This window comes from Dictyobacter vulcani, assembly GCF_008974265.1.
GTDB lineage: Bacteria > Chloroflexota > Ktedonobacteria > Ktedonobacterales > Ktedonobacteraceae > Dictyobacter > Dictyobacter vulcani.
Genome location: NZ_BKZW01000003.1, coordinates 200,511 through 224,337 on the forward strand (window position 1 = coordinate 200,511; position 23,827 = coordinate 224,337).

The 23,827-nt window shown below is 46.2% G+C and carries 22 protein-coding genes; 13 read left to right on the forward strand and 9 right to left on the reverse strand.

Features of this window, described 5'->3' with window-relative positions; translation table 11 throughout:
- Window positions 1-11: 11 nt before the first annotated feature.
- Entirely contained in the window at window positions 12-749 is a 738-nt protein-coding gene (locus tag KDW_RS25020; RefSeq protein ID WP_151758663.1) for a hypothetical protein, read from the reverse strand.
- A gap of 555 nt (window positions 750-1,304) precedes the next feature.
- Between KDW_RS25020 and KDW_RS25025 the strand changes: the two genes are divergently transcribed.
- From KDW_RS25025 to KDW_RS25045, 5 genes are all read left to right on the forward strand, one after another.
- Complete coding sequence (locus KDW_RS25025) at window positions 1,305-1,535, forward strand: hypothetical protein (RefSeq protein WP_151758664.1); 231 nt, start codon at window positions 1,305-1,307, stop codon at window positions 1,533-1,535.
- A gap of 537 nt (window positions 1,536-2,072) precedes the next feature.
- A complete protein-coding gene (locus KDW_RS35320) occupies window positions 2,073-2,204 on the forward strand; it encodes a hypothetical protein (protein ID WP_269822525.1) in 132 nt (43 codons plus the stop codon).
- Window positions 2,205-2,359: 155 nt separating this feature from the next.
- Complete coding sequence (locus KDW_RS25035; protein WP_162005589.1) at window positions 2,360-3,052, forward strand: zinc ribbon domain-containing protein; 693 nt, start codon at window positions 2,360-2,362, stop codon at window positions 3,050-3,052.
- A gap of 250 nt (window positions 3,053-3,302) precedes the next feature.
- A complete protein-coding gene (locus KDW_RS25040; protein WP_162005590.1) occupies window positions 3,303-4,313 on the forward strand; it encodes a WD40 repeat domain-containing protein in 1,011 nt (336 codons plus the stop codon).
- A gap of 510 nt (window positions 4,314-4,823) precedes the next feature.
- Window positions 4,824-5,891: a fatty acid desaturase family protein gene (locus KDW_RS25045; protein WP_151758668.1), complete on the forward strand. Its 1,068-nt coding sequence runs from the start codon at window positions 4,824-4,826 to the stop codon at window positions 5,889-5,891.
- Window positions 5,892-6,024: 133 nt separating this feature from the next.
- Here KDW_RS25045 and KDW_RS25050 read toward each other — a convergent pair whose 3' ends face one another.
- The gene (locus KDW_RS25050) at window positions 6,025-6,396 is read right to left on the reverse strand and encodes a hypothetical protein (RefSeq protein ID WP_151758669.1); all 372 of its coding nucleotides are present in this window, start codon (window positions 6,394-6,396) and stop codon (window positions 6,025-6,027) included.
- A gap of 142 nt (window positions 6,397-6,538) precedes the next feature.
- Entirely contained in the window at window positions 6,539-8,020 is a 1,482-nt protein-coding gene (locus KDW_RS25055) for a hypothetical protein (RefSeq protein WP_151758670.1), read from the reverse strand.
- A gap of 505 nt (window positions 8,021-8,525) precedes the next feature.
- On the opposite strand from KDW_RS25055, the gene KDW_RS25060 reads away from it, so the two are divergent.
- The 3 genes from KDW_RS25060 (at window position 8,526) to KDW_RS25070 (ending at window position 11,783) form a co-directional block, all read left to right on the forward strand.
- Window positions 8,526-8,906, forward strand: coding sequence for a tetratricopeptide repeat protein (locus KDW_RS25060; RefSeq protein WP_151758671.1), 381 nt, complete (start codon window positions 8,526-8,528; stop codon window positions 8,904-8,906).
- 145 nt (window positions 8,907-9,051) lie between these two features.
- Complete coding sequence (locus tag KDW_RS25065; protein ID WP_151758672.1) at window positions 9,052-10,287, forward strand: glycosyltransferase family 4 protein; 1,236 nt, start codon at window positions 9,052-9,054, stop codon at window positions 10,285-10,287.
- Window positions 10,288-10,775: 488 nt separating this feature from the next.
- Window positions 10,776-11,783 (forward strand): DUF4349 domain-containing protein, encoded by a 1,008-nt coding sequence (locus KDW_RS25070; RefSeq protein ID WP_151758673.1) that lies wholly within the window; start codon window positions 10,776-10,778, stop codon window positions 11,781-11,783.
- Between the two features lie 44 nt (window positions 11,784-11,827).
- On the opposite strand, the gene KDW_RS25075 is transcribed toward KDW_RS25070, so the two are convergent.
- A complete protein-coding gene (locus KDW_RS25075; protein WP_151758674.1) occupies window positions 11,828-12,322 on the reverse strand; it encodes a zinc-ribbon domain-containing protein in 495 nt (164 codons plus the stop codon).
- Between the two features lie 135 nt (window positions 12,323-12,457).
- Window positions 12,458-12,850, reverse strand: coding sequence for a response regulator (locus KDW_RS25080; RefSeq protein ID WP_162005591.1), 393 nt, complete (start codon window positions 12,848-12,850; stop codon window positions 12,458-12,460).
- Between the two features lie 588 nt (window positions 12,851-13,438).
- Between KDW_RS25080 and KDW_RS25085 the strand changes: the two genes are divergently transcribed.
- The 3 genes from KDW_RS25085 to KDW_RS25095 all read left to right on the forward strand — a co-directional run bounded on the left by KDW_RS25085 (window position 13,439) and on the right by KDW_RS25095 (window position 18,000).
- Window positions 13,439-15,211, forward strand: coding sequence for an MptA/MptB family glycosyltransferase (locus KDW_RS25085; protein ID WP_151758676.1), 1,773 nt, complete (start codon window positions 13,439-13,441; stop codon window positions 15,209-15,211).
- Between the two features lie 622 nt (window positions 15,212-15,833).
- Entirely contained in the window at window positions 15,834-17,552 is a 1,719-nt protein-coding gene (locus tag KDW_RS25090; RefSeq protein WP_151758677.1) for an MDR family MFS transporter, read from the forward strand.
- Between the two features lie 247 nt (window positions 17,553-17,799).
- Window positions 17,800-18,000 (forward strand): hypothetical protein, encoded by a 201-nt coding sequence (locus tag KDW_RS25095; RefSeq protein WP_151758678.1) that lies wholly within the window; start codon window positions 17,800-17,802, stop codon window positions 17,998-18,000.
- A gap of 51 nt (window positions 18,001-18,051) precedes the next feature.
- Here KDW_RS25095 and KDW_RS25100 read toward each other — a convergent pair whose 3' ends face one another.
- The gene (locus tag KDW_RS25100) at window positions 18,052-18,870 is read right to left on the reverse strand and encodes an ABC transporter permease (protein ID WP_151758679.1); all 819 of its coding nucleotides are present in this window, start codon (window positions 18,868-18,870) and stop codon (window positions 18,052-18,054) included.
- Window positions 18,854-19,567 (reverse strand): ABC transporter ATP-binding protein, encoded by a 714-nt coding sequence (locus tag KDW_RS25105; RefSeq protein ID WP_151758680.1) that lies wholly within the window; start codon window positions 19,565-19,567, stop codon window positions 18,854-18,856. Before KDW_RS25105 ends, KDW_RS25100 begins: the two co-directional genes overlap by 17 nt.
- Before the next feature lie 437 nt (window positions 19,568-20,004).
- Between KDW_RS25105 and KDW_RS25110 the strand changes: the two genes are divergently transcribed.
- A complete protein-coding gene (locus KDW_RS25110) occupies window positions 20,005-20,223 on the forward strand; it encodes a hypothetical protein (RefSeq protein ID WP_151758681.1) in 219 nt (72 codons plus the stop codon).
- A gap of 208 nt (window positions 20,224-20,431) precedes the next feature.
- Here KDW_RS25110 and KDW_RS25115 read toward each other — a convergent pair whose 3' ends face one another.
- Entirely contained in the window at window positions 20,432-21,562 is a 1,131-nt protein-coding gene (locus tag KDW_RS25115) for a CHAT domain-containing protein (protein ID WP_151758682.1), read from the reverse strand.
- A gap of 188 nt (window positions 21,563-21,750) precedes the next feature.
- On the opposite strand from KDW_RS25115, the gene KDW_RS25120 reads away from it, so the two are divergent.
- A complete protein-coding gene (locus tag KDW_RS25120) occupies window positions 21,751-22,569 on the forward strand; it encodes a carbon-nitrogen hydrolase family protein (protein ID WP_151758683.1) in 819 nt (272 codons plus the stop codon).
- Here KDW_RS25120 and KDW_RS25125 read toward each other — a convergent pair.
- Window positions 22,566-23,789 carry a class I SAM-dependent methyltransferase gene (locus KDW_RS25125; RefSeq protein ID WP_198925534.1) on the reverse strand — a complete coding sequence of 408 codons (1,224 nt, stop codon included), beginning with the start codon at window positions 23,787-23,789 and terminating at the stop codon, window positions 22,566-22,568. The two genes, KDW_RS25120 and KDW_RS25125, sit on opposite strands and share 4 nt — an antisense overlap.
- Between the last annotated feature and the right edge of the window lie 38 nt (window positions 23,790-23,827).

Here is a 23,827-nt window from a genome sequence, read left to right on the forward strand (position 1 = left end):
CATGTACACTCTCAAAAAAGCTCTCCCCAGAAAGGAATCTTTTTATATTCTTGATATCTCTCTTTACTGATTCGGTGGCTTTCAATAAGTAAATGTTGTAACTCTTTTTTATCCATAAACAGTAAATCCGAAAAATCCTTGCACAGAAAGAAAAAAAGATCAGGACTATAAATAACCATTCTAGATTGGCGCAACGTGATAATGGGATTTCCAGCTACACATGGTTCTGTTAACAGAAAGCGATGTCCATAAACAGGGATCAATTTGGGAGCCTCCGACACCAACTTTTCTATTTGCTGGCTTTGCCCATATCTGGTCACAGGCTTTCTTCCCCAGCCGGGCTTCCAGGAATTATTATTTAAGACATCATATGTCAGATCATCTGCGAGTTGTTGATACGCAATTTGAATACTTTGAGTATCTTTTTGCCAGTTGTGCAATAAAATAGAATCACAGGGAATAATTTTTCTGGTATCTCCATCATATGTCGCAATCGTGATCGGCTTATCAATGCAGTGTAAATATTTTAAAAACAGGCGGTAATCCGGTGGAAATTGGAGCGACCATTGCATCTCAAGTGTATTTATTTCCTCATCACTTAATCCTAACCATTTTGTTCCTTGTTGCCAGATATAACTTGCCTGGTCCTGTGCCAAAAACTCTTCAAAGGTCAGTGATCGATTATCGCGCCACCTGGCCTCGGTTTGATCGCGAACTTGACTCAGAAAGTGCTCATTAATTTGTGGCATAGATCCTTACCTCTATTAGTAGTCTGTCAAACTTCAATTGATGGGAAAGCGGGGATGCAAGCGAGCATGCCGGGGGCATGATCAAGCGGCGAGCCCCTTGACTGGGGGATCGGGGGCTGTGCCCCCGGCATCTCCCCCCATCCCGCCCGCGTAGCGGGCGCACAACTCATCACACGAAGTTTGACAATGCACTAGCTTCTATTGGGCTGTGTGATGCGTGCGTATACAAGCCTAATATGCTCTGCTTTACTTGTCAACAGCAATCATACAAGCTTCAGATCCGAATGTATAGGCGAGCGATGAATTCTGCTTGCAAGCTATAACATTTATTGTTATCTATCTTGTATTATTAATTTTTTTACCTAAGAAGTGGTATATATCACAAATAATATGTGAAGTAGCTAACTGATTTTAATATTTGGATGAATTATACTTCGGGCATAGGAGATAGAGACCTCTCCTGGTGTTGGTTCTTGCAAACAAGTAGTGAGCTGTAAAAGATGCTGTCATAAGTCAGCATGTATTGAAGTCACAAGCAAGAAAGGAATTACAAACATGAACATTTTAAATCTCTTCCGTAATCACCAGAGCGCGGCATCGATTGCTCAGGCTCCTGAGAGCGAGTTGGATGAGCAGGTACTGCTGAACGTAAATGGTGGCCATGGTCATGATTCGTACAATTGCTATCGTGAGTACCACCGCGGTGGTGATCATCGTGGTTATGGCCATCGTGGCTATGAGCACCATGAGCATTGCGGACGCCGTCGTGATGACGATTGCGACTAAGATCGTATCGGTGTTGCAGGCTCGATAACTTTATGTTTTGATGGAAGAGAAAGATAATCACGGTAGTCTAGCTGATCATCGTGTTGCGCCCATGTCTTTAGCTTTCATCAAAATACGTTCATCCATCAACCTGGTTCTAGAATCGGGTTGGTGGATGTTCTGCTGTAATTTATTGTGGGGAAGAACCGGGGGATAGAGGGCCTGTGGTTGCTCATCATATGAATAATAAGAAGTCAGGTGATAGTAGTGCAGGGATAGACTCTCTTCCTGGGAAATGAATTGTCTGTGGTGGGATGCTCTGATAGGTGTGGAGTGTATTTTTCTCCTGCGTATATAAAGCATGAGCGGCCATAGTTTGTAGAGAAGTATGGCGGGCAGGAGCCAGATTTCGTTGCCGGTTAAGAAGAGGAAGGCAGCGAGCATACTCCAGAAGCTATAGATAAAACTGCGTCTTCTCGTGGTCGGATGTGGAAGGGCCACTGCTTTTAATAGAAATATGCCAGCCAGGACCAAAAGGATACAAGGAATGCTGAATCTATGCAGCAAGAATTGAAGGATGTGGTTATGGTTGATCTGCTTATGGGCTGTTATTTTGATGAGATTGAGCAGATGATGCATGGATTCTTCTCCCTTTATTGGCGTCATATGATGCTGACTTTTTTAGTATAGGCATTCTCTCCTCATAGCATATGTATATCTGTGTATTTTTTTAGGAGTGGGCTTATGGGTAAGTTGTTGATGGATCATGGGATATGAGTGGATGCAAATAAAGCTATGTACTAACGTATAATATGTTGAACAAAAATGAATGTGAGGTATATTTTATGAGCACACGTTTTTATCAAGCGCCGGGCTTGAATATTGATCGTATGGTACGGGATTTTGAAAATATCTTTCAGGCTCAAGGTTACCAGGTACAACATTTTGGCAATCAAGGCCATATGGTGGTTCAACTCCGTAAGGGTGGAGATTTGGAGGCTATCCTGGGTATGCAGGCTGCGTTGACTGTGATCTTTCGTGGCGCTCCAGGGGGCGTTGTTGCTCTGGTAGGAGAGCATCACTGGGAAAATAAGGCCGCTTCGGGTCTGGTGGGAATGATTTTCTTCTGGCCGCTACTTTTTACCACGGGTGCCGGTGTGTTGCGTCAGGCTGGTCTGGAAACACAATTATTTGAGGCGTTAGATGCTGTTGCTTTACAACAGCGTTCAGATGTCCAGATGGGACCAGTACCTCCACATCTTGAGGCTCAGATGCAGCAGCAGGGACCTGGTCCGATGCCTGGCGGTCCACCTCCAACGTCTACTTACACTCCTCCACGCCAGGGGTCATCCTCTGCTGGCCAGCAAGGACAAAAACCTTGTGCACATTGCCAGAAGTTGAATGATGCGGATGATCTTTATTGTTCATGGTGTGGAAAAAGCTTAAAGCCGCAAACAGCATATTGTCCACGCTGTAAGGCTGCGATGAAGTCAGGGGCTCCATTTTGTTCCAAGTGTGGCGCTGCTTCTGCCCAATAAGATTGCTAGCCTTTCCTATATGCTAATTACTGTAAAACTTTCCTGAGAAAGCAGGGCCGAAAGATCTTCTTTTCGGCCCTGCTTTTGTGCTATCTCTTCTCGATCCATTTTGTTACATTTCTTGCTATCCATAGTACCTTCTATTATTAAGCTTTAAATTCGTTCTATAAAGTCTTGTATTATTGGAACATCTCATTCTATAATGGAAAACGTGTTATGTTATTCTAATGAACAAGTAAATGAGAAAAAAATGAGAGACCAAACCGCTAATTCTTTCCATCCTACGGCGGAGAGGCAAGGTGTAATGACGGCTGAAAATAAGCTATCCCGTGTTAATCGAGGGAGCGTATATGCATTACGTTTTGCTCTTCTGGTTACGCTATTAGTTTTTGTTATTGTAGCAGGTAATTTACTTATTCAATCGATTAATGCCTTTCAATCCGGCGGGAAAGTTGGCAAAACGCTGTTTACTCTGGATGGGCAATCGTCTAATCAAGTGACCGCGTTGGCCTGGTCACCAGTAGGTGATCGTGTTGCATCTGTAGGATCAAATGCGCAGATATGGGATGCAATGACCGGGCAGCATACTATCAAGTTAAATAATAATGGAAGCGCTATTACCGCAGTTGCGTGGTCAGCAGACGCGAAACAATTGGTTACTGGTGGCCCAGAGATTACTGTGTGGGATGCGCAGTCAGGTAAGCAATTGTTGACATATATCACGCAGGGTCAGAAAGCATATGCGCAAGGGTCATTATCCGTGAAGGCGATCGAGTGGTCACCAGATAAAACCAAAATCGCAACTGCTTATACCTATTTAAATGAGGGGAAGAATGCCTCTACGCATGTGTTCCAAAGAGTTGATGTCTGGAATGCGGCCACTGGCAAAACTATTACCTCTTATGATGGGCATAAAAGCACGATTTTATCGCTGGCCTGGTCGTCTGATAGCAAACGTCTTGCTTCAGCGAGTACAGATGGCTTAGCTGTTTGGAATGCAGCCAATGGACAAAACGTGGTTAAATATGCGACCACAGGTAAAGTGACCTCGGTGTCCTGGTCACCGGATGATAGAGATCTGGTTTCGGCGTCTAATGCGCTTGAGATCTGGGATGTAAAAAATGCTAAGAAGCCGGTGGGAATTCTGGACGCTCACGCCAACGCGACTACCCCTACCTATGTAAAGTGGTCGCCAGATGGCACTTTTATTGCTTCTGCTGATAGTTCGGTGGCATATCTGGAATGCCAACAGCGGCAATGAAGTCTATACCTACACTCAGCATCATCATCCAATCAACGCATTATCCTGGTCGCCAGATGCTAATTACGTGGTTTCTAGCGATGCAGGACCCAATAAAGATAGCGATGCGGGATTTACCAGCGTCTGGCAAGTTGCTTAAAGATTATTGTTCCTCAAAAAAAAAGCATGAAGTATATCGCAACGAGCGAAAGGCTTCATGCTTTCTCTTCCCCATAGCATCTTTCAATCTTTTTCCCCTCTTCATCTTTGCATAGATAAAAAACCAATTTTCCTATGCTGGCTTTTTCGTGAAACAAAATCATACTTTCTTCTCTCATATGTATGATGACTTCAATGAGAACGTCTGATTATGTTCGTGCAATGTGTATTATTAGCAAGAATTGAGGCTTTAGAATACAACAGTCTGCCTTCATAAATCAGCCGGTGTAAAAATGTATCCCTGATCTTGCAACAATGGTGTTGGATAGATTTAACTAGTATCACAAATTTTGTGTTAAGGAAGCCGTTTTAATGAAGAAGAATGCATTGCTTACTTTGCCTGGCAATGATCCCTCTCTGGCAAGTTTTTATCCCGAGTCTTCAAATCGTGACTTTGCCGAGCTGAAGCAGATGATGAAGAAGCATGGTTTGTTAGAGAAACAGCCTGTATATTACGCGTATCGCATCATGTTACTAATAGGCCTGTTAGTGCTCAGTGTCATCTGTTTGTTTACTGTGCATATATTCTTGGTGCAAATGCTCAATGCTGTTTTTATGGCTTTTGTTTTTGCGCAAATTGGCTTGCTCAGTCATGAAGCGGGACATCGCCAGATGTTCCATCGCTCCTGGAAACACGACATGGTCTCTCTGATCGGAGGTAACTTGTTTATTGGTATGAGCTATGCCTGGTGGTTGAATAAACATAATAACCACCACAGTCATCCCAATCAAGTTGATATGGATCCAGATATTGAGATTCCATTTCTGGAGTTTACCGGAATGGAAGATGTTTCCCAGATTAGTAAGTTTCGACAATTTCTCGTGAAGCGCCAGGCCTTCATTTTCTTGCCTGCTTTAATGACAGTTTCACTGGGCCTTCAATATAATAGTGTGCTCTTTCTCCTGCACAACAAAACCAAACATTATGCTTTTGAGTGGGGATTAATGATTGCGCACTTTGCTTTGTACTTTGGGGCGATCTTCTACTGCATGAATTGGTGGCAGGGACTCATTTTCATCCTGATTAATCAGGCTTTAACCGGCTTCTACCTGGGCGCAATTTTCGCTCCAAACCACAAAGGCATGCCGGTATTGGAAAAAGAGAGTAAATTAGGTTTTCTGCATCGCCAGGTGATGACTTCACGTAACATCTATGGCAATCCTGTTGTTGACTTCGTCTATGGTGGCTTGAATTATCAAATTGAGCACCACCTCTTCCCCAGTATGCCTCGCAACAAGCTGAAAGAGGCGCGTCGCATGGTCAAGCTCTTTTGTGAGGAGCGTGAGATTCCTTATCATGAGACGCATATCCTCCAATCCTTGAAAGAAATTTTAGTGCATCTGCATCAGATCGGGGCTCCATTGCGCGGAAATGCCTGATCTATGGCGTAGTTTTTGTACGTATGCTCTGTTAGGATGGCTGGTTGGAAAGGTGCACATGTACCCAACAGCCATCCTGAATTTTTTTGAGCGCCGCAGGCGTAAGCTGTCGGCAAAGAAGCAGCGTGGGATGTTAACCAGTCTGGTTGGTAAGATCAATTTCATTGAGTGCTTGTTGAACTTCTTTGTGCCTGATTTCGAGAATAGCGTTGAGCTCTTTAAGCTTTTCCAGGGTTTTGGCATCAAACGTATCACTGATCCATTGATCTACTTGATTTAGCTGGCTTTGTTGTTCCATGATCCAGAACCGAATACGCTGCAGGATAAATGGAAGGTTGCTATTATTGGTAGGCACATAGCCAATAAATAACTCTTCTTCATCCTGCTGTTCGAGGGAGATTTGTAGGATGCCTGCTGGCTTTTGATCGGCGGCTGAGCGTATTTCGCGCACATGAAATTTTCCGTACTGTTTGATAGTAATTCCACACTTTTGTAATGCCTGCATAGAACCCTCCCCTGATTGGTCATGACACTCTCTATTCAGTATAGCCCTATGTTTAAACGCTCACCGTCGATTCGTGTCTGGATCAAAAAGAGAGCGGACCTGCCTCATCACGAGGCCGGCCCGCTCTCTTTGTTGTTTGTGTTTAGATACGCCACTCACGAATCTGTACATATGGTTTGATGAAATGTACGATGGGTTCACTCGCTTGCTGATATATTTTAACCAGTAGTGGGAAGATGAAGTAAACGAAGACAATGGCACTGTAGAGCAGATAGAGCTTCTGCTGCCACTGTAGTTGCGCATGGGCGATAAAAGGTCGCCATAGGACACTATATTCAGGAATATAATGGCAGGCGGCTTCCAGTGCATAGTTGTTTGCCATACATGTGGGGAGGTATGCAGCACTCTGGAAGAGGACCGCACAGATGCCGACCCAGGTCGATAGGCATAAAACCAGGACTGTGAAGATATTGACCAGTAAGCCAGTATTTTTGTTGTGCAGGCGTACTGCGAGTGCGAAAGAAGCTGGAATACAGGCAAACAGGAAGAATCTTGGTCCCCAGTATAAACCACCATACCAGGACCACCATCGTGCATATACGATGATCAATCCAATGGTAAAGCAGATCCACAATGAATAGACCTGATAGAGGTTCAATGCATACTTATCCTTCCAGTTTTTCAAGGTGCGCCCTATGGGCAGTAGCAGTCCGGGTGTAAAGAAGATAAGCCCTTTGCCAAAGGAAAAGAGAATGGAGAGCAGACCAAAGAAGAAAGGATAGCTGAAACCTGGTAATCCCGAATACGGCATAAACGTGTGAAAGCCAGCATCATCATTGTAACCATTAGAAGTGAAGGAGCCACGACGTATATAGGATTCGGCAAGGACGAGGATACCCGCTGCTCCAATTGCCAGGATGTAACGCAGGCGTTTCCGGTCGAGCGTTCTTTTCAGGACCACGAGTCCCAGTCCTACCATCGTTGCTGGCGTATTGATGATTCCCAGTACAATGATAATCCAGCCGCCGATCGAAGTAAAACGGATCAATGCGGCCATGATACCAAAACCAACACAAACCGCAGTAAAGACTTCTCCATAGTAGGAAGCTAAATGGGCGGCAAACATTGAACTTGTGATCATGAGCAGGAAAAATTTTCTGAGCAGCCCACGATCCATACGATCTTTGCATAGCCAATAGGTGGCTATCAGGCTGAGTGCAAACAATATGTAGTTATAAAGCAGGATAAGGTCTTTGGGATTACCTAGTTTTTCACCCAGCCATAAGAGCGGCAGGGAGAACAGAGGACCAACTAACGAGTATTTATTGTCAACAGATTGTATAATGCCATGGTGAAGAAAATCTGAAATATACTGATATCGTAAGGTGGCGTCTCCATGAAGCGTGCGTGGCACGATCAGGAGAATGAAGAGCATGCCAATCAGAATAAAACTTGTTTCAAGGCATGCAAAAATAAAACCATACTTGTTTTTCTTCTCGGGCAGATTGTCATGGTTTTCGGGAATAGGTGTGTCATTCCGCTCAAGCTTGAACTGATCTCTATTTGTTGGAGTCTGAGCATAGAAGCTTGCATTCGCGGTGTCAGATTGTGTCTTTTCTTTCACTTTACACCTGGTAACTAAACATGATAAAGCATAAAATCAGCGTTTGAGCAATGAATATAGAGAAAGGTGGGATGTAGGTCTTCTTTAAAGCTGGTCTAATCAACTATTTTGCTCAATACGCATAATGTTACTAGATAGACCTGCCAAAAGGCAAGCTCATAGCCCTTTTGAATATCCACGCGCAGGCTGTTGAGTGCTCATTTTCTCTCTCATGTATTATTCTTGATGCCATCAAACGTCAAGATAAAGAGATGAACGGTAAATATTGCATCTAGATTTACGTGTATCAAGTAGAGAGCAAACACTTTTTGTTGCGGCTTGCAATATAACATAGTGTTTGATGCCACATAATAAAACTCTTGTTCGCACCGCAGGTGCGAAAACTCATGCAGAGAAATGATGGAGTATACGAGAATCAAACACTATCTGAATGGTGTCTCTACTTGCTTACATGCATGCATTTGTTTATACTGGCTGAAAAATCTGTCTGAGGGAATAATAAATAATGCAACATTCAAATCAAACTTCTCTGACTGAGGTGAAGGCACTCCCTGCGGAACTGACCTCCCAATATTCAGAAGATGGGGTAGACGTATTTGTCGGGGCTGTTCACCATGAAAAGACGCTTACGTTTATTAAATATGCTTTGTTACTGGATGCCATTGATGAAGGCTGGTTGTATGAACAACAGGGATGGATGTTTAATCAACTTCAGCGTTATCGCGAAGCTTTAGAAGCTTTTGAACGTGCCCGCCAGCTGGGCTATGGCAATGACGGCTGGCTCTATAAGCAGAAATCGTATGCGCTTGATAAGTTAGAGCGCAATGAAGAGGCTTTAGAAGCATGTGAGCGTGCGCGTCGGCTTGGTTATGTGAGTGAAGAATAACCTGCTTTCCTGTGCTTGATTGGTTTTAAACAGACGTAAGTACTAATAGCGTGGATAAGGGCTGGCTATGTATCCAGGAGCTTTTCTATACTGGGGAAAGGAAACGGTGCGCATCTTTTGATGGTTTTTTGATAAGGATGATGGTATGAACTTTTTTCAAGCTAGCCTGAATTTTCTGGTTGCACAACATCTTCTGCTTTTCCTGGGTGGTGTGGTTGCCTTTATTTTAACTTATGTATTGACTTTTGGGGTATTGGCCCTCTGTCGTAAATATAACTGGTATGAACCAGTCGTGGCCCATAAAGTACATAAAAAAGCTCTTCCTCGTCTGGGCGGTCTGGCTATCTTCGGCGCTTTCCTGCTTTCTTCCCTCCTGTTTTATCTACCAACCCTGGCTATGGAACCAGGTAAACAAGAGCTTATCTGGGGCCATGCGATATCGCAGGAACTGCTGATTTACCTGCTATTTTTGGTATCTTCGGTCTTGATTGTGGCGGTACATGCCTATGATGATGTGAAGGGTCTGAAGCCGTTACCAAAGATGCTGGCCCAGACTGTGGCGGTATTGATTTTAATGGGACCCGGGCTCCAGCGCTTCCATGGCGTCCTGTTCTTTGGAGTGAATAATCCCTTTGTTCCTGCTGGACTGACTTACAATCCAGCCTTACCCTGGTATCAGCAGCCCGAACTGACTTTATTTATTCGTGAGCCCATCATGTCCTGGTTAACAATACCGGCGGTACTTTTCACCTGGTTCTGGTTTGTCGGCATGATGAATGCCGTGAATTTTATGGATGGGCTGGATGGGCTGGTGGCAGGTATTGTAACGATTGTGGGTTTATTCACCACGATTATTAGCTTTCAATTAGGGCAATATACTATTGCTACGCTGGCTGCCATTTTTACTGGTGCTGTAGCTGGTTTCGTACCGCATAACTGGAATCCATCGCGTATGATTATGGGTGATTCAGGTTCTCAATTTCTCGGCCTGGCACTGGCTATGCTCTCGATTATGGGGGGAGCCAAGTTCGCCCTGATTTTGATGATTCTTGGTATTCCCATTCTGGATATTGCCTGGGTGATGATGAATCGCATGCGCCGAGGCCAGAGTCCGACGCAGCGGGACCTGTTGCCGCAATATTCGCATAAAACCCATTTGCACTATCGTTTACTATTTGGTGGACTCAATGCCCGGCAGATTTGCTATGTTTTCTACACTATTACTACTATCTTTGGATTAAGTGCGCTGATCCTCCCTCGTGCCTGGAAATTTGTTGGCTTTGGTCTGGTTGCATTGATCGTCTGCGGCCTCTTCTGGTGGAGCATCCATCTGCAACAAAAAGTGGCACAGCATAAGCAACATGATACTCAGCAAGCGTAAAAGCGCGCTATAGCGTATCCTTTACATGTCGCAAAGCGGGAGAGAGCATAATAGATATTCGAGGCTGAATTATTATGCTCTCTTTTTGATTGAACGACTTCTTGTAACTTGAATCGTGGCTGCACCGCATAAAATTCTCATAAAGATAGACATATCCAGAAATAATTTTGTACAGGCAAAATAGTAGCGTTTATCGAAAAATAGTTGTTGTTTTTGTCTCTCATACTATACATTGACACGAGGTTTCTGGTTTGCTGAAAGACAAGGATGGAATGCATGAAATAAGATGAGATATATAGTCATATAAATGACGTATTTTATTATGGGAGCTTGTACATGGGAACTATGGCGGAGCTTATGACGTCTTCTTTGTAGGATAAATAAATCTGTATGACGAAAAGATATGTTTGTATAAAAGCTATGGCAAAGGCATTTTATGCTTTATTCACTGGTCTGGTCATATTGATGACTACTAAAGGAGCTGACGGATGTTACGTACACGGATGTCTCTACAAAAAGCCGGTTTTCTTGTGACAAGCTTTTTCCTACTGGCTATGCTAATCGTTGCTTGTGGCAGTGCTAGTAGCGCTACCAGTGACAGTGGTAATTCGGCCACGACCAGGCAATCTGCGCCCAGGGATAGTTCTGCAGGCGGGAACAGTAACGCTGGACAGGGAGCGGTCCCACAACCAGGCGCTGCTAACTCACAATCAAAGGTTGTTCCAGTACAAGCTGGCCCACAGTATTTGATTAAGACGCTGAATGTAAGCATGCAGGTCAAAGATACGCGTAAAGTTGCCAATGATATTCAGAGTTGGATCACTTCTACTGATCCTCGTTCTTCTTCCGCTGGCGCTGATTATACGCAAGTGGCTGATAAGCTCTACTCTATAAATTTAACCTTTTCAGTGCAATCGACGATGTATCCTCAGATTTATAAATATCTGCGCGACTATAATCTTCAGGGAGCTAGTGGTGGTAAATTGCTGGGATTGAAAGAAAGTGTGCAGGATGTTTCTAACGATTATGTAGATACCGAGTCGCGTATTAAAAATTATAAAGTTGAACAGACCCGTTTGCTACAGCTTCTCAGCCATGCAGCGTCTGTGGGCGATATCGTGACCGTCGATCAGAAGTTATCAGAAGTTGAAGGCAATATCGAGACTTCTGAAGCTCACTTAAAACTATTAGCCGATCAAGTCACTTTTTACACGGTTGTGCTTAATTTACAGCCGATTATTCCGGATGGAGTCCCACAGCCAGCCACTGACCATGCCTGGACGGCCAATGGTACTTTTGGAGAAGCGTTTGCTGCCTCCCTGCAATTTGGCCAGGCTGTCTTAACGTTCTTGATCTGGTTGCTTGCTTTTAGTATCTACATTGTGCCCATCGCTATCGTGACCTGGCTCGTGAGGCGTTATCGTTCACGTATCAGTAGCATATTCCATCACGTAGTGGCAAGCCCCAAAGCAACGCCACCCGCAGAGCAAAGCTAAACTCCTGCGAAATATCTGGATGAATGACTGTTGCCGATAACTTTTCATCCAGGTATTTTTTTGTATTGTATCTGCTGGACGGCGGGTACCAGACGGCTGCCACAGTTCCCACAAAAGGTGTCGCTGAAATAGAGTTCTGTATGGCAGCGAGGACAGTTATAGTCAGGTTTATCTATACTGACATGATAGCTGTTTGTGGAGATTATCGTCGAGACTGGTGCTATGAGAGTTCCTGGAAAAGGTGGGGGAGTCTGTGGGGTTTTATATGATGTGGGAGGGGCGTAGCTGCGGCGGGCTTGCTGTGGTTGCATCGGTGCAAGCCTGATGGCAGGTAAAACAGCTGTTCCGCAGTAATTACAAAAGTTATCGCTGCTGCGCAGGCGTTGAGTGCAGACTGAGCACCATTTCTGCTTATTCTTTTGGATCATGAAGAAAACAAGCACAAAGACGATCATGCCACAGAGAAACACCGCCAGATACATGCCACTGATAAACGCTAGCGTTATCGACCCCTCCAGAGTGAGTATTGATGCCACCATGCTATTTCTCCATCTAAAAACTCGTGGTGCCCTTCAGGATTTTTATGTACTCTTCTTATAATATAGTACACGAGCCTGATCGGTCTGGTCAATAGAAGGAGTATTTTTGTGGACCAGGTTATCATGTCCTTTGTCTTAGCATGTCTCGATCGGAGCGTATGTGAGTAATTTTTGGACCACCTGTAACAGGTTTTCGACATCAAATGGCTTAAATACTACGTCGATACTGGGTGTTTTTAGCTCGTCTATCTTTTCCCTGAGATCGTGTTCCGCTGCCGTACACAGTAGGAGAGGGACAGATGAGGTACCTGGATGATGATGTACCTTTTCCAGAAAATTCCAGCCTGCTTGTTTGCCGCCAATCATCAGATCCAAAATGATCAGGTGTGGGTCGATCTGCTCTATCACTGCGAGATCATGATAGATAGCATCATTGGTATACACCTCGTAACCCTCTGTCTCTAGCAGCAAACGATAGAGCTCTAAAATATCTGGTTCGTCTTCGATGACAAGGATGCGTGTTTTCACGTTTATACCTCAAAAAAATAAATACGGATACTGATCAATTGATAAAAAATAAGCCAAGGTTTGATGATAATATCAGTATCTTTGGGATGGAAAGTAGGAATTTATAAAGTAATCGTACTGGTTGAGATCTTTTTCATAAGATCTTATCCATGAACAGTATACCAGAATATAGGACTTTGTGCGTTCTTCCTATCATTTCTCCCATACCAATAGCCCTATAGCGTAACCCATGCCATGCCTATGTGTGGAGTATGTCAGGATTGGTAGACCAGCCCTTTCGGTGCCATTACATCTGTATACATTTTCTTATATATCTTACATGTACTGGCGGTTTGTGGTATCGTTATACGATAACTATCTGGACCTGTTAAGGCTATTCCGTTCCAAAAAATGAAGAGCGATGTGTACTTTCTAATATGACGCATAGAAACGCGAAAGAATTAGATAATTTGGCGGGTTTGGTACCTTTTTTGTGTTAAATGGTTACCTCTGTAATTTTATCTCGTATTAGACAAGTGTAGTGTTTGTAAAATCTATGTATGTTGCGAGCATCTTGAGATGTAGACATATTGAGCGTAGAATGATCATATGAATAAAACGATAGAAACAGGAAAATCATCATCAAAGCAGTCAGTAGGACACAAATATAGTCAACCCTGGTTTATGATTTTTTGTGTGCTGATAATTGTGATATGTGTTTTGTTAAGTATAACACCCATTGCTCGATTGGGGCATCTGTATACAGGTGTCACTCACCTGACTGAAGACATTGCAACACCTCCGCACTTTTCGCCGCCAGCCATGCCGTGGCTAACTGGCTGGGGAAGATGGTTACCGATGCATTTTACCCATTCGGATCCAGTGGCTTTATATTTGACGGGTAATATGGAAATTTTACTGTTGATGGCTGTGGCTTTTGTTATGTATACGCTGGCCGCTTATTTTCTTGCCAGACGAGCCCAACCTGAGCAGATGCCAGCCTTGCGGCGTTGGATGTGGATTGGTGCAATTGTCGCAGGCCTCATTTTTCTCCTGACTCCTGGTATGGCTTCAAGAGATCTCTTTGTCTATGCGGACTATGGAAATCTGGTGGGTGCCCATGGCGCTAATCCCTACTTTACTACCCCCAGCCAGGTAGCGCATGATGACCTTTTGACGCGGATTGATGGCTGGAATACAGCCCCCTCAGCTTATGGTCCTGTATGGGTGTATCTGGCAGGAGCCCTCTCGCTGATCTTTGGCAATCACCTACTGGCTTACTTTTATATTTATCGATTTTTGGGTCTGGCTTGCCATCTCTTGAATGCGCTGTTGATCGGACTGATTCTAAGTAAGACAGGCCGCTCAGAGCGTACTGTTACTGTGGGTATGTTTCTCTATGCCTTAAATCCGTTGATGCTTTTTGAGGGACCTCTGGGTGCCCACAATGACGTTTTTATGAGTACCCTCTTGCTCTATGGATTTTTTCTCTGCCTGCGGGCGGACCAACGCGGCTTTACTCAGTTCAAGAATTACTGGCCTGCTCTGATTGTGCTCACACTGAGTGTGCTGGTCAAGTTTACGGCGATCCCGGCCATCCTCTTTTTCTTGCTGGTGCTGGCGGCTAAAACTCTGGGCACACCTGAGACACCGGTGCGTGAGATGCCATGGTTGGCGGCCATTAAAAATGTCGTGATTGCTGGTGTCGTATTTGTGGGAATTACCGTGCTGGCATATTTACCCTTCTGGATTGGTCATGGGGTGGGTGAAATTTTGCATAGCTTTGGTACACCACCTTCTTCGAGTGGTGCACAGAACTCATTAATGCGTGTGGCTATGAATTGGTTGCAGGTGCATCCAACTATTACGTCGAATACGCCGGTGGGATTTATGGCCCATGCGCTGGCGAATCGTGGTTTCTGGAGTAAAGTCGATATCATTGCTATGGGTCTGGCTATTCTGGCTGGTGCCTGGTATGTCTGGCGCTCACCTACGATGCGTACATTGGTGCTTGGTAGCCTGACTACGATGACGATAATTCTCCTGGTAACGCCCTGGTTTTATTCGTGGTATGTGGTCTGGCTTGTTGCTCTGGCTCCGTTAACGCTGGCTTTTGTGCAGGGACGCCTGACGAAGGCGTTACTGGCTTTTTGTCTGGTATTTTCAGCCAGTGCCTTGCTGACATATATGAACCTGGTGTTTTTCCGCTTTGGTGGTTATCAATTAGGTATTCGCTATTTCCTGATGATACTTCCTCCGATTATCGCTGCTATACTTGTCTATTTTTATGCTCGTCCAAAAAATAGCCAGCCAGAAAAAGCAGTGATCGCGGATCCTACAGAGTCTATGACTTCTGAAAATGCAGAGATCGCCACCAAATAACATCTATAGCTACTTTTTTCACGAGCGTACTCTCATCGGGAGAGAAGTGCCCGGCTAACATTCGAGCACATCTCTCCCGATTGTATTCAAGCACATCTCTCCCCATTGTATTCAAGCACATCTCTCCCGATTGTATTCGAGCACATCTCTCCCGATTGTATTCGAGCACATCTCTCCCGATTGTATTCGAGCACATCTCTCCCGATTGTTATATGTTGTTGCATCAGGAGCGCATTGCGCTCCTGATGCAACAACATATAACAGAAATTGGGGGCGTCAGCGCCCCCAGATTGGCTTGAAGCCACTACCCCCATTGCCAGGAGAGCACAGCTTCACAACAAGAGCAGGCAGTTAAACTGCCCGCTCTTGTTGTGAAGCTGTGCTTTTTATTTTCCCCTCTTGACTTTATGCTGACTTCATCGTAAAATTATGACTGTGTGGTCAGGCAGGAAATACATGGTCAGGAATTAACCAGCGCCTCTATCTGCGATTGTTTTGTGCCAATGAAGGTACCTATAGAGAATAGGTGCTTTGCTGCCTCTGCTCCTACCTACTTTGTTTATATGAACTTTTCATGACCTCTTTTTGATTAAAATTAGTTACGAATTGATAAGGATGCCTGATGAGCGCTTTAGAAACGAATACATCTGTTGAGGCTACGGTCGATACAACCGAGGCTCCACGCTATACCAGAAGAGAGACGCTGCTGACTATGGCTGGCGTCTTACTGGTGATGCTGTTGGCTTCCCTGGACCAGACGATTGTGTCAACTGCGATGCCCCATATTATCGCGGACTTCAATGGTCTTGATCGCTATACCTGGGTGACCACTGCTTACTTGCTAACTTCAACTGTAATGATCCCTATCTATGGTAAGCTCTCAGACTTATTTGGGCGCAAATCGATTTTCCTGGTGGGGGTTGTGCTCTTTTTGCTTGGTTCTGCTGTCTGTGGCATGGCCCAATCGATGAATCAGTTGATCGTGTTCCGTGCTTTCCAGGGTCTGGGAGCGGCGGCTTTGATGCCAATTGCGATTGCGGTGGTTGGAGATCTGTTTCCTCCACGTGAGCGTGGTAAATGGCAGGGCCTGACCGGTGCTGTCTTTGGTCTCTCTTCGATTGTTGGTCCGGCAGCTGGTGGTTGGATCACTGAGAATGCGAACTGGCGCTGGGTTTTCTATGTGAATCTGCCAGTGGGTATCGCGGCTCTGTTAGTATTGATCTTTTTGATGCCTTCTCTGCATAAGAAAGTGGCAAATGTCTCGATTGACTATCTGGGCGCGGCTTTGCTGGTGGTTGCCACGGTACCATTGATGCTTGGCTTAACCTGGGCGGGTACGCAATACGCCTGGCTTTCTGTCCAGGTTGTTGGTTTGTTCGCGCTCTCGCTGGCTGGCTTTGTGGCCTTCTTTACCTATGAGGGATATCTTGCACGCAAAGAAAAGCAGCCGATCATTGATCCACGCCTGTTTAAAAATAGCATTTTTACCATTGCCATTGCTATATCGATGATTACCAGTATGGCCATGTTTGGTGCGATCTACTTCCTACCTCTGTTTGCGCAGGGTATTCTTGGCATCTCGGCGACGGATAGCGGTCTGCTCCTGTCCCCAATGATGCTGTCCCTGATCGCGGCCAGTATCGTGTCTGGTCTGGTGGTGTCGCGCACCGGTAAATATAAAATTGTCGCAATTGTAGGTATGATTATCAGTGTGATTGGTGCATCTCTGTTGCTTCGTCTGGATGTCCATTCCGGCGCCAATGATCTCTGGATCTCGATGGTAGTGATGGGTCTGGGCCTTGGTTTTGGTATGTCGCTCTACACATTGATTGTGCAGAATGCACTACCAGACAAGATTGGGCAGGCGACCTCGGCTCTGACCTTCTTCCGTCAGATTGGTGGTACGATTGCTTTGTCCGCTATGGGATCTGTGATGACTTCTGCGTATCAGCCTGCTTTCCGTAAGGCGGTACCGGCTTCAGTGAACCAATTTGCGGCTATGGCTCAGAAGTTGTATCACAAAGATCTGCTGGGCATTTTTGATAATCCTAACATTCTGCTCTCTAAAGATACCCAGGATAAGATCATGAAGGGTTTTCAGAGCTTTCCTGGAGGCAAGCAGATCTATGACCAGATCCTTGAGGCGGTAAAGATTGGTCTGGCTCAGGGTATCCATAATGTCTTCATCTTCAGTGTGTGCTTTATGGTTACGGGCCTGTTACTGGTCTTCTTCTTGAAAGAAATTCCTCTCCGCAGTGGTCGCGGTAAGGCAACTGCTGATAGCGCTGCGCAAGGTGCAGAGGATGGCACAGGGGCGCTGAGTCCAGTTATGATGCACTAGACGGATCAAGCTTGTATTCAGCAAGCTACACTTTTTTGAGACTTCAGGAGTCGGGAGAATTTCTTCCGGCTCTCTTTTTATATTATCTCTGTGTTTGAGACTCATAAAATAGTGTATACATCCGGGTCCCACTGCATTCGCTTTCTGCTTTGGAGCATGGTAGAATTTCTAGCGTTAACGAAATTGTGAAAAGGGCATGACAGTATTTATGAAAATTTGTACCTGTGGAAATTGTGAAGAGTGTCGCGTGCGGGAAGCTTTACTGGTTTTTGCACGCCAACGTGAGTATGCCGGATTTGAATGGTTACCAAGCTCTACTATTGTTGGCACTGAAGCCGGCTGGAATGCGTTTGCACGTACCCATACAGTACGGGAATTATTCTGGGTGTTGCATGTGGCGAAGGAGATAGAGGGTTATAGCTACGAACTGGAACCTGTGACGAGGTAATTACTGCGAGATTCCAGGGGGGAAGTGCTCAAACGCACTTCCCGCTTTTTTTTATCCGATCTTTGTGATCTGTGGGCGTAGCGTCAGTTGTTCCGCGGCTGAGAAGATAGTGCTGCGCAAGAGGAGCCCGCTGACGAGGCCGGTCAGGGTGCTGGCGGCGAAGAGCATAGCCATGGCCGCAAATTGATATTCGGCGGCATAGATGGGATTGGCTCCTGCAAGCAGCATGCCGCTGGCGAGTCCTGGTATGAAGACAATGCCGAGCGAGCGCAGGGTATCCACGGCAGGGATAATGCTGGCGTAAACTGTATTATTCAAATAGGTTTCAATAACGGTGGCTGGCGGCGCTCCCAGGGCCAGTCCAGCTTCGATCTGTCCGACATGGGATTCGATCTCGGCTCGGAAGCGGTTCAGCGAGAGCGAGTTGGTGCGCATCGAGCTGGAGATGATCATGCTCCCCACTGGAATGAGATTGGCGATCTTTGGCTCGATCACGCCGACCAGGGCCATAATCAGGATGGTGATACCTGAACCTATGCCAATTGCCAGGAGCGAAATCTTAAAGGCTCCAGGCAGGCCTTTGCCGCGTTTATAAGAGAGGATTGCGGCGAAGATGATCATCATGGCCAGCACCAGATAGCCGAAGATGATGGATGCATTGATGATCAGGACCAGGATGATACCGACGAGCAGGATCTGGATGAAGCCACGCGCCATTGAGGTGATGGTTTCTCGGGCGATCTTCACCCGATTGAATGAAGCGATGATGACCACGATCAGTACCATGACTGACGCGGCCGCCACCTGAATCAAGCCATTAACGACCTGGGGTGAAGTGAGCGATGTGAGCATGTCATGCAATAGTGTCATGTAAGACCTCTTCTACCGTTCCGATGCGTTCTAGCTTTCCACTTTTAATCACGGCGACGCGATCCGCCAGACGAGCAGCCTGCGCCATATCGTGGGTGACAATAATGCTGGTCAATCCCTGACTATGCATGATCGTGTTGATCAATTGCTCAACGCCCGAGCGTGTCGCTTCATCCAGGGCTGAGGTGGGTTCGTCCAGTAAGAGGACCTGAGGATCATTGACGAGCGTACGGGCGAGAGAGACGCGTTGGGCTTCTCCACCCGAAAGACCGTTGATGTCGCGCGTCTCATAGCCTGCTAGCTGCACATGTTCCAGTAACTCCTGGATACGCTGTTTTGAAACCTGCTCTCCCCGGGAGCGCGGTCCAAAGGTGATATTGTCGGTGACTGTACCAGGAAACAAATAGGCGGACTGCATCACCATGCCAACCTGACGGCGGAGCATACGCGGGGATAACGTCGTATAATCCACACCATCCAGGAACACCGTTCCACTGGTGGGTTCATCCAGACGATTGAGCAGGCGTAAAAACGAAGATTTACCAGAACCAGAAGGTCCAACGATGGCTAAGGTTTCACCTTTTTGCACTGCCAGAGAAATATCATCGACAATCGCTTTATCTGGCGCGACAACCCTGCGTAAGTTGCACGCTTCCAGAACGATCTTTTGCTGATCTAAGGATGCAGCTGTATCCATATATACGATCCTTTTGTCTGCAGATATAATTTTTCATTATCATAGCACAGGCATATGCCCCTACATTTATACTACGAATCATAATCCCAGCAGGCTTATAGAATTTCCCAGCAACGACCGACCCCACCAGACATAGCTCATGTCTGGTGGGGTCGGTCGTTGCTGGGAGACCAGTAGAACGTGAAGAGTAGAATTTTTTAGGCTCACTGTCCTTTAGAGGGAAGTGGGGGGCAAGGGCCAATACGTTCAACGTAAGCGCATCCTGGTCATTCAGTTGGGGTTCAGTGAGCACGTCTCCGAACGTAACGGCAGGTCTTGAGCCCAATATTTTTCGTTGAAGCGCTTTTGTGGCCATAAAAATAGTACGTGGAGAGGGCGCCACACGCGGAGGCCGGCATGCGGCGTGATGGTGGAGCGAGGGGCTCAACGAGCATCGCATGCCTGTGGCGCCTACACCGAGACGGATCCTGTTTCGTGATCCTCTCCGAGAAGGTACGGGGAGGATCCACACGATCCCTGTAGGCGCCACAGCACTGCGAAGTCGTTCTTGCACGCTGGCCTGCGCAAACGGAGCAGTGCGGCCTCCGCGTGTGGCGCCCTCTCCACGTACACATGGCTTGCTGGTCACGTCGAACCATCTCTCAACGTCTCGCTAACCGAAAAGTATTAGGTCTTGAGCCTGCGGACCGTGCACGTACGATAAGTTGCTTGTATCTGGTCGGACGTATGCAGGTTGCAGGCTCAAGACCTGCCGTTACGCTGGGATGCTTCTCAATAGGATTGAGCGCATCGGGTGCCGACAGCTCCTGCATCTCGGTTCCCCCAAAGGACGGAGAACCAATTTTTATATGAAAAGTATTGTCATTAAGCCTGGTTGGCTTTAATTGTATCGACTACTCTACGTACTTCTTTAGCAACTGAGAGCAGGGCGCTATCTATATCGTCCCAGCGTGAAACAGGTGTTTTATTGACAGGTAGAACCCAGAGTCCGTGTAAATTTCTGTCTTCATTCCAACCAGTAGTTGGTCTGACCAGGATCGGGATAACGCTGGTCAAGCCCTGTGCGCGTCGCTTAAAAGCTGGTTTTAACTCATTTTCATACAGGTTATCAGATGCCATAAAATCGGGACTGATCAATAAGAGCACAATATCTGCCTCATTCAGATATTCTGTTACAGTCTCCATGCTAGATTGTCCCGCCAGTATATCGTCGAAGCGTAGCACTGAGATGGTGCCATTACGTTTCATGGTCGCAAAGTGCTTATCCAATCTTGCGTAAATTCTCTCGTCCTCGCTGGCATATGAAACAAATATCGATACAGGTCTATCTTTTGCGCCTGAACGCTTTCCAATTAATTTGACAATTTCTGACCCGCCTGCTGGTTTAATCAGGTCGCGCCATGTAATCTTTTTGGCATTGACGCCCCGACGCGTAAATAGTCGGGGAATATCCTCTGCCGGGATATTCTTGATCTGGAGCTGATTCAACGCCTGATTAAATGCATCTTGAATAGAACTTCCAAAGCCTAAGGCGGCATAAAAAGCTGCAATAAATACGATAGCTGGAGTATCGCCAATGGATTGACTCATGCCGATGACACAATCAATTTCTTTCGCGATCATTTGTGCCTGTTGATGTGTGTTGCAGGCGTTTAAAATAACTAACCGTGTCGTATCCTTGAAATTACTGAACAGTGACTGAATGGCCCGGGTCGGAACTGGTCTGGCTGACCGATCATTTCCCTCAAAAATTAATTCGCCTGAAGCTGTACCATGACCACTAAAGTGGACCACATGAGGGCGATTGCGATTCATCTGATTAAGGAGATCATCATCGAGCACTGCCCATTCATCTTCTATTGCAAAGTGATTTCGATATGTACTATCACGAATCATTTTCCTGATTGTGCTGATCTCTTTGTCTAATTCTAAAGGAACTGTATTTGTAGGCGATGCAGCTAGAAAGAGTATCCTTACTATATCTTTCTCGTCCATAAGTATTTTTCCCTCACAGGTTGTAGATTTACAGTGGTAGATGTGATGTTCATGTGTCAGGTAGGTATGCACTTATCATTAAATTGATAGGTGTCTATGTAATTGAAGTCGTATAAGATTATATGAGATGTTATCTTGAATATCAACATGAAGATAAGCATGATGAAACCTGATCAGGAGGATACTTTATGGCGACAACGATGATTGCGCTGGCTCAGTTACAGTCAGCGGCGGATCCAGCACAGAATCTGGCGAAGGCGCTAGCGACTATCCATCAGGCTGCGCGCCGGGGAGCCAGGCTGGTGGTTTTTCCTGAGATTTTTATGGCACTGCTGGCGAAAGAAAATTTTACTGCTGACTATGCGCGCAGTGTCTCGCAGCGGGTGGATGGTGCGTATGTGTCTGGTTTACAGGAGGCGGCTAAACAGGCGGGTGTCTGGGTTGTCAGTGGTATGCTGGAGACGGCTGAGCAGACGGTGGATAAGACCTATAATACCACTGTACTAATCGATGATCAGGGAACGCTGCTGCGTTGTTATCGCAAGACGCATCTCTATGATGCCTTTGGCTTTCAGGAATCTGAGGTCTTTGCCCGTGGGGAGCAGTTGTTTACTCCGCTGGAGACGCCGTTTGGGCGGATGGGATTATTTGTGTGCTATGAGTTGCGTTTTCCTGAGATTGCGCGCTATCAGATGGAACAGGGCGTGGACTTTTTTGTGATGCCTTCCGCCTGGGTTGTGGGCGCGCTTAAAGAGTCGCACTGGCACCATCTGGTCACGGCCCGGGCGATTGAGAATACCGCTTATATGTTTGCCTGTGATCAGGCCGGCAATGCTTATGTGGGCCGATCCCTGATGGTTGATCCTTCAGGGATTGTGCTGGGTGAAGGGACCGAGGGCGAGTGTGTTATTTATGGAGAGCTTGACTTGCAACGGCTGGCCGCAGTACGTCAGACGCTACCTGCTCTGACGCACCGACGTCCTGAGCTATTTCCGCGCCAGCATTAAACCACCTCTGGCCGTTCGCGTGAAAATGTCGGACGTTCAGCGACCAGCGTAAACGTCTTGGGGAGCCCGATATCATCAAGCTTGCTATTTGGCTCCTCATCCAGGCGGCGAATGAACAGTCCTGCTGCGGCAAAGCTGGTAACAATTTCTCCCAGGTTCCAATGGCGGAGATAGACCTGTTGTGGTGCTTGTTGTACGCCTTCAGGTAGATGTTTACTGAAGGCCACATTGCTCACATGCAGTCCTTTATCAAAATAATTTCCAGTCACTTTATGCTTTTTGCCTTTTGAAGTAATTAATTTTGTGGAGACGGGATGGAAATCCTGCAGCAATAGTTGTCCTCCTGGACGGAGTATTTGCTGAACAAGTTGTGCTAATGGGGCCAGATCCACAAAATAATGCAAGATACCGAGTTCCATAAAGACAAGATCATAGCCAGCGGCGTGTTCCTCTACAGGAAGATTGAGGACATCGGTCACCAGATAACGCACATGTACGCCAGCAGCGGCGGCTACTTCCTGTGCGTAGTGTGCATTTTCCTGTGAGATATCTACGATTGTGACATCTACTCCCAGTAGCGCCATCGCAATCGCTTTGCTGCCATGTGAGCCTAAGAGATTGATAATCTTTTTTCCGTTGAGCTCTGGCAAATATTTGTTGAGCGAGGCCAACCGCGTGCGAGGATCTTTCTGGATGCGTGCCGCTAGCTCCTGTGGGGTTCCATGGCGATACACCCAGGCATCGTAGGTTGCCTGATTCCAGGCCGCTTGATTAAGCTGGCTATTGTGCTGCTGCAAGCGTTGCAGATGTAGTGTAATCGCCTGTCGATCAGGATCTTCGGGTGCTAATGTCTGTATATAATAATCCAGTGCTTTGACCCAGAGCTTTCTATCCGCATGCTCTATCATCAACCGATCGGGATCTGTGCTGACGACAGTATTGAGATAGCCGATGATTCCTACTTCTATATCCTGATGATGAAGAAGGAAACGCTTAAAGCCGACATGATTTTCTATTTCATCATGTGCTTGCAATACTGCGTAAGCGCGCGGTATAAGGTCCCACTGGAGAGAAATTTCCAGCTTATCTGGCCCGCTGGCCGGAAGGATACCCTGTGCAAAGAGAGCGGAAGAACCAACCAGGGTATAATCGGCTGAAATAGCTTCCAGGCTATCGATGATCGAGAAAAGAGTCTGCCACCACTGGATTTCGGACGCCAATGCTTTCACCTCAGAAAAGAATAATTTTTTCCATTTTA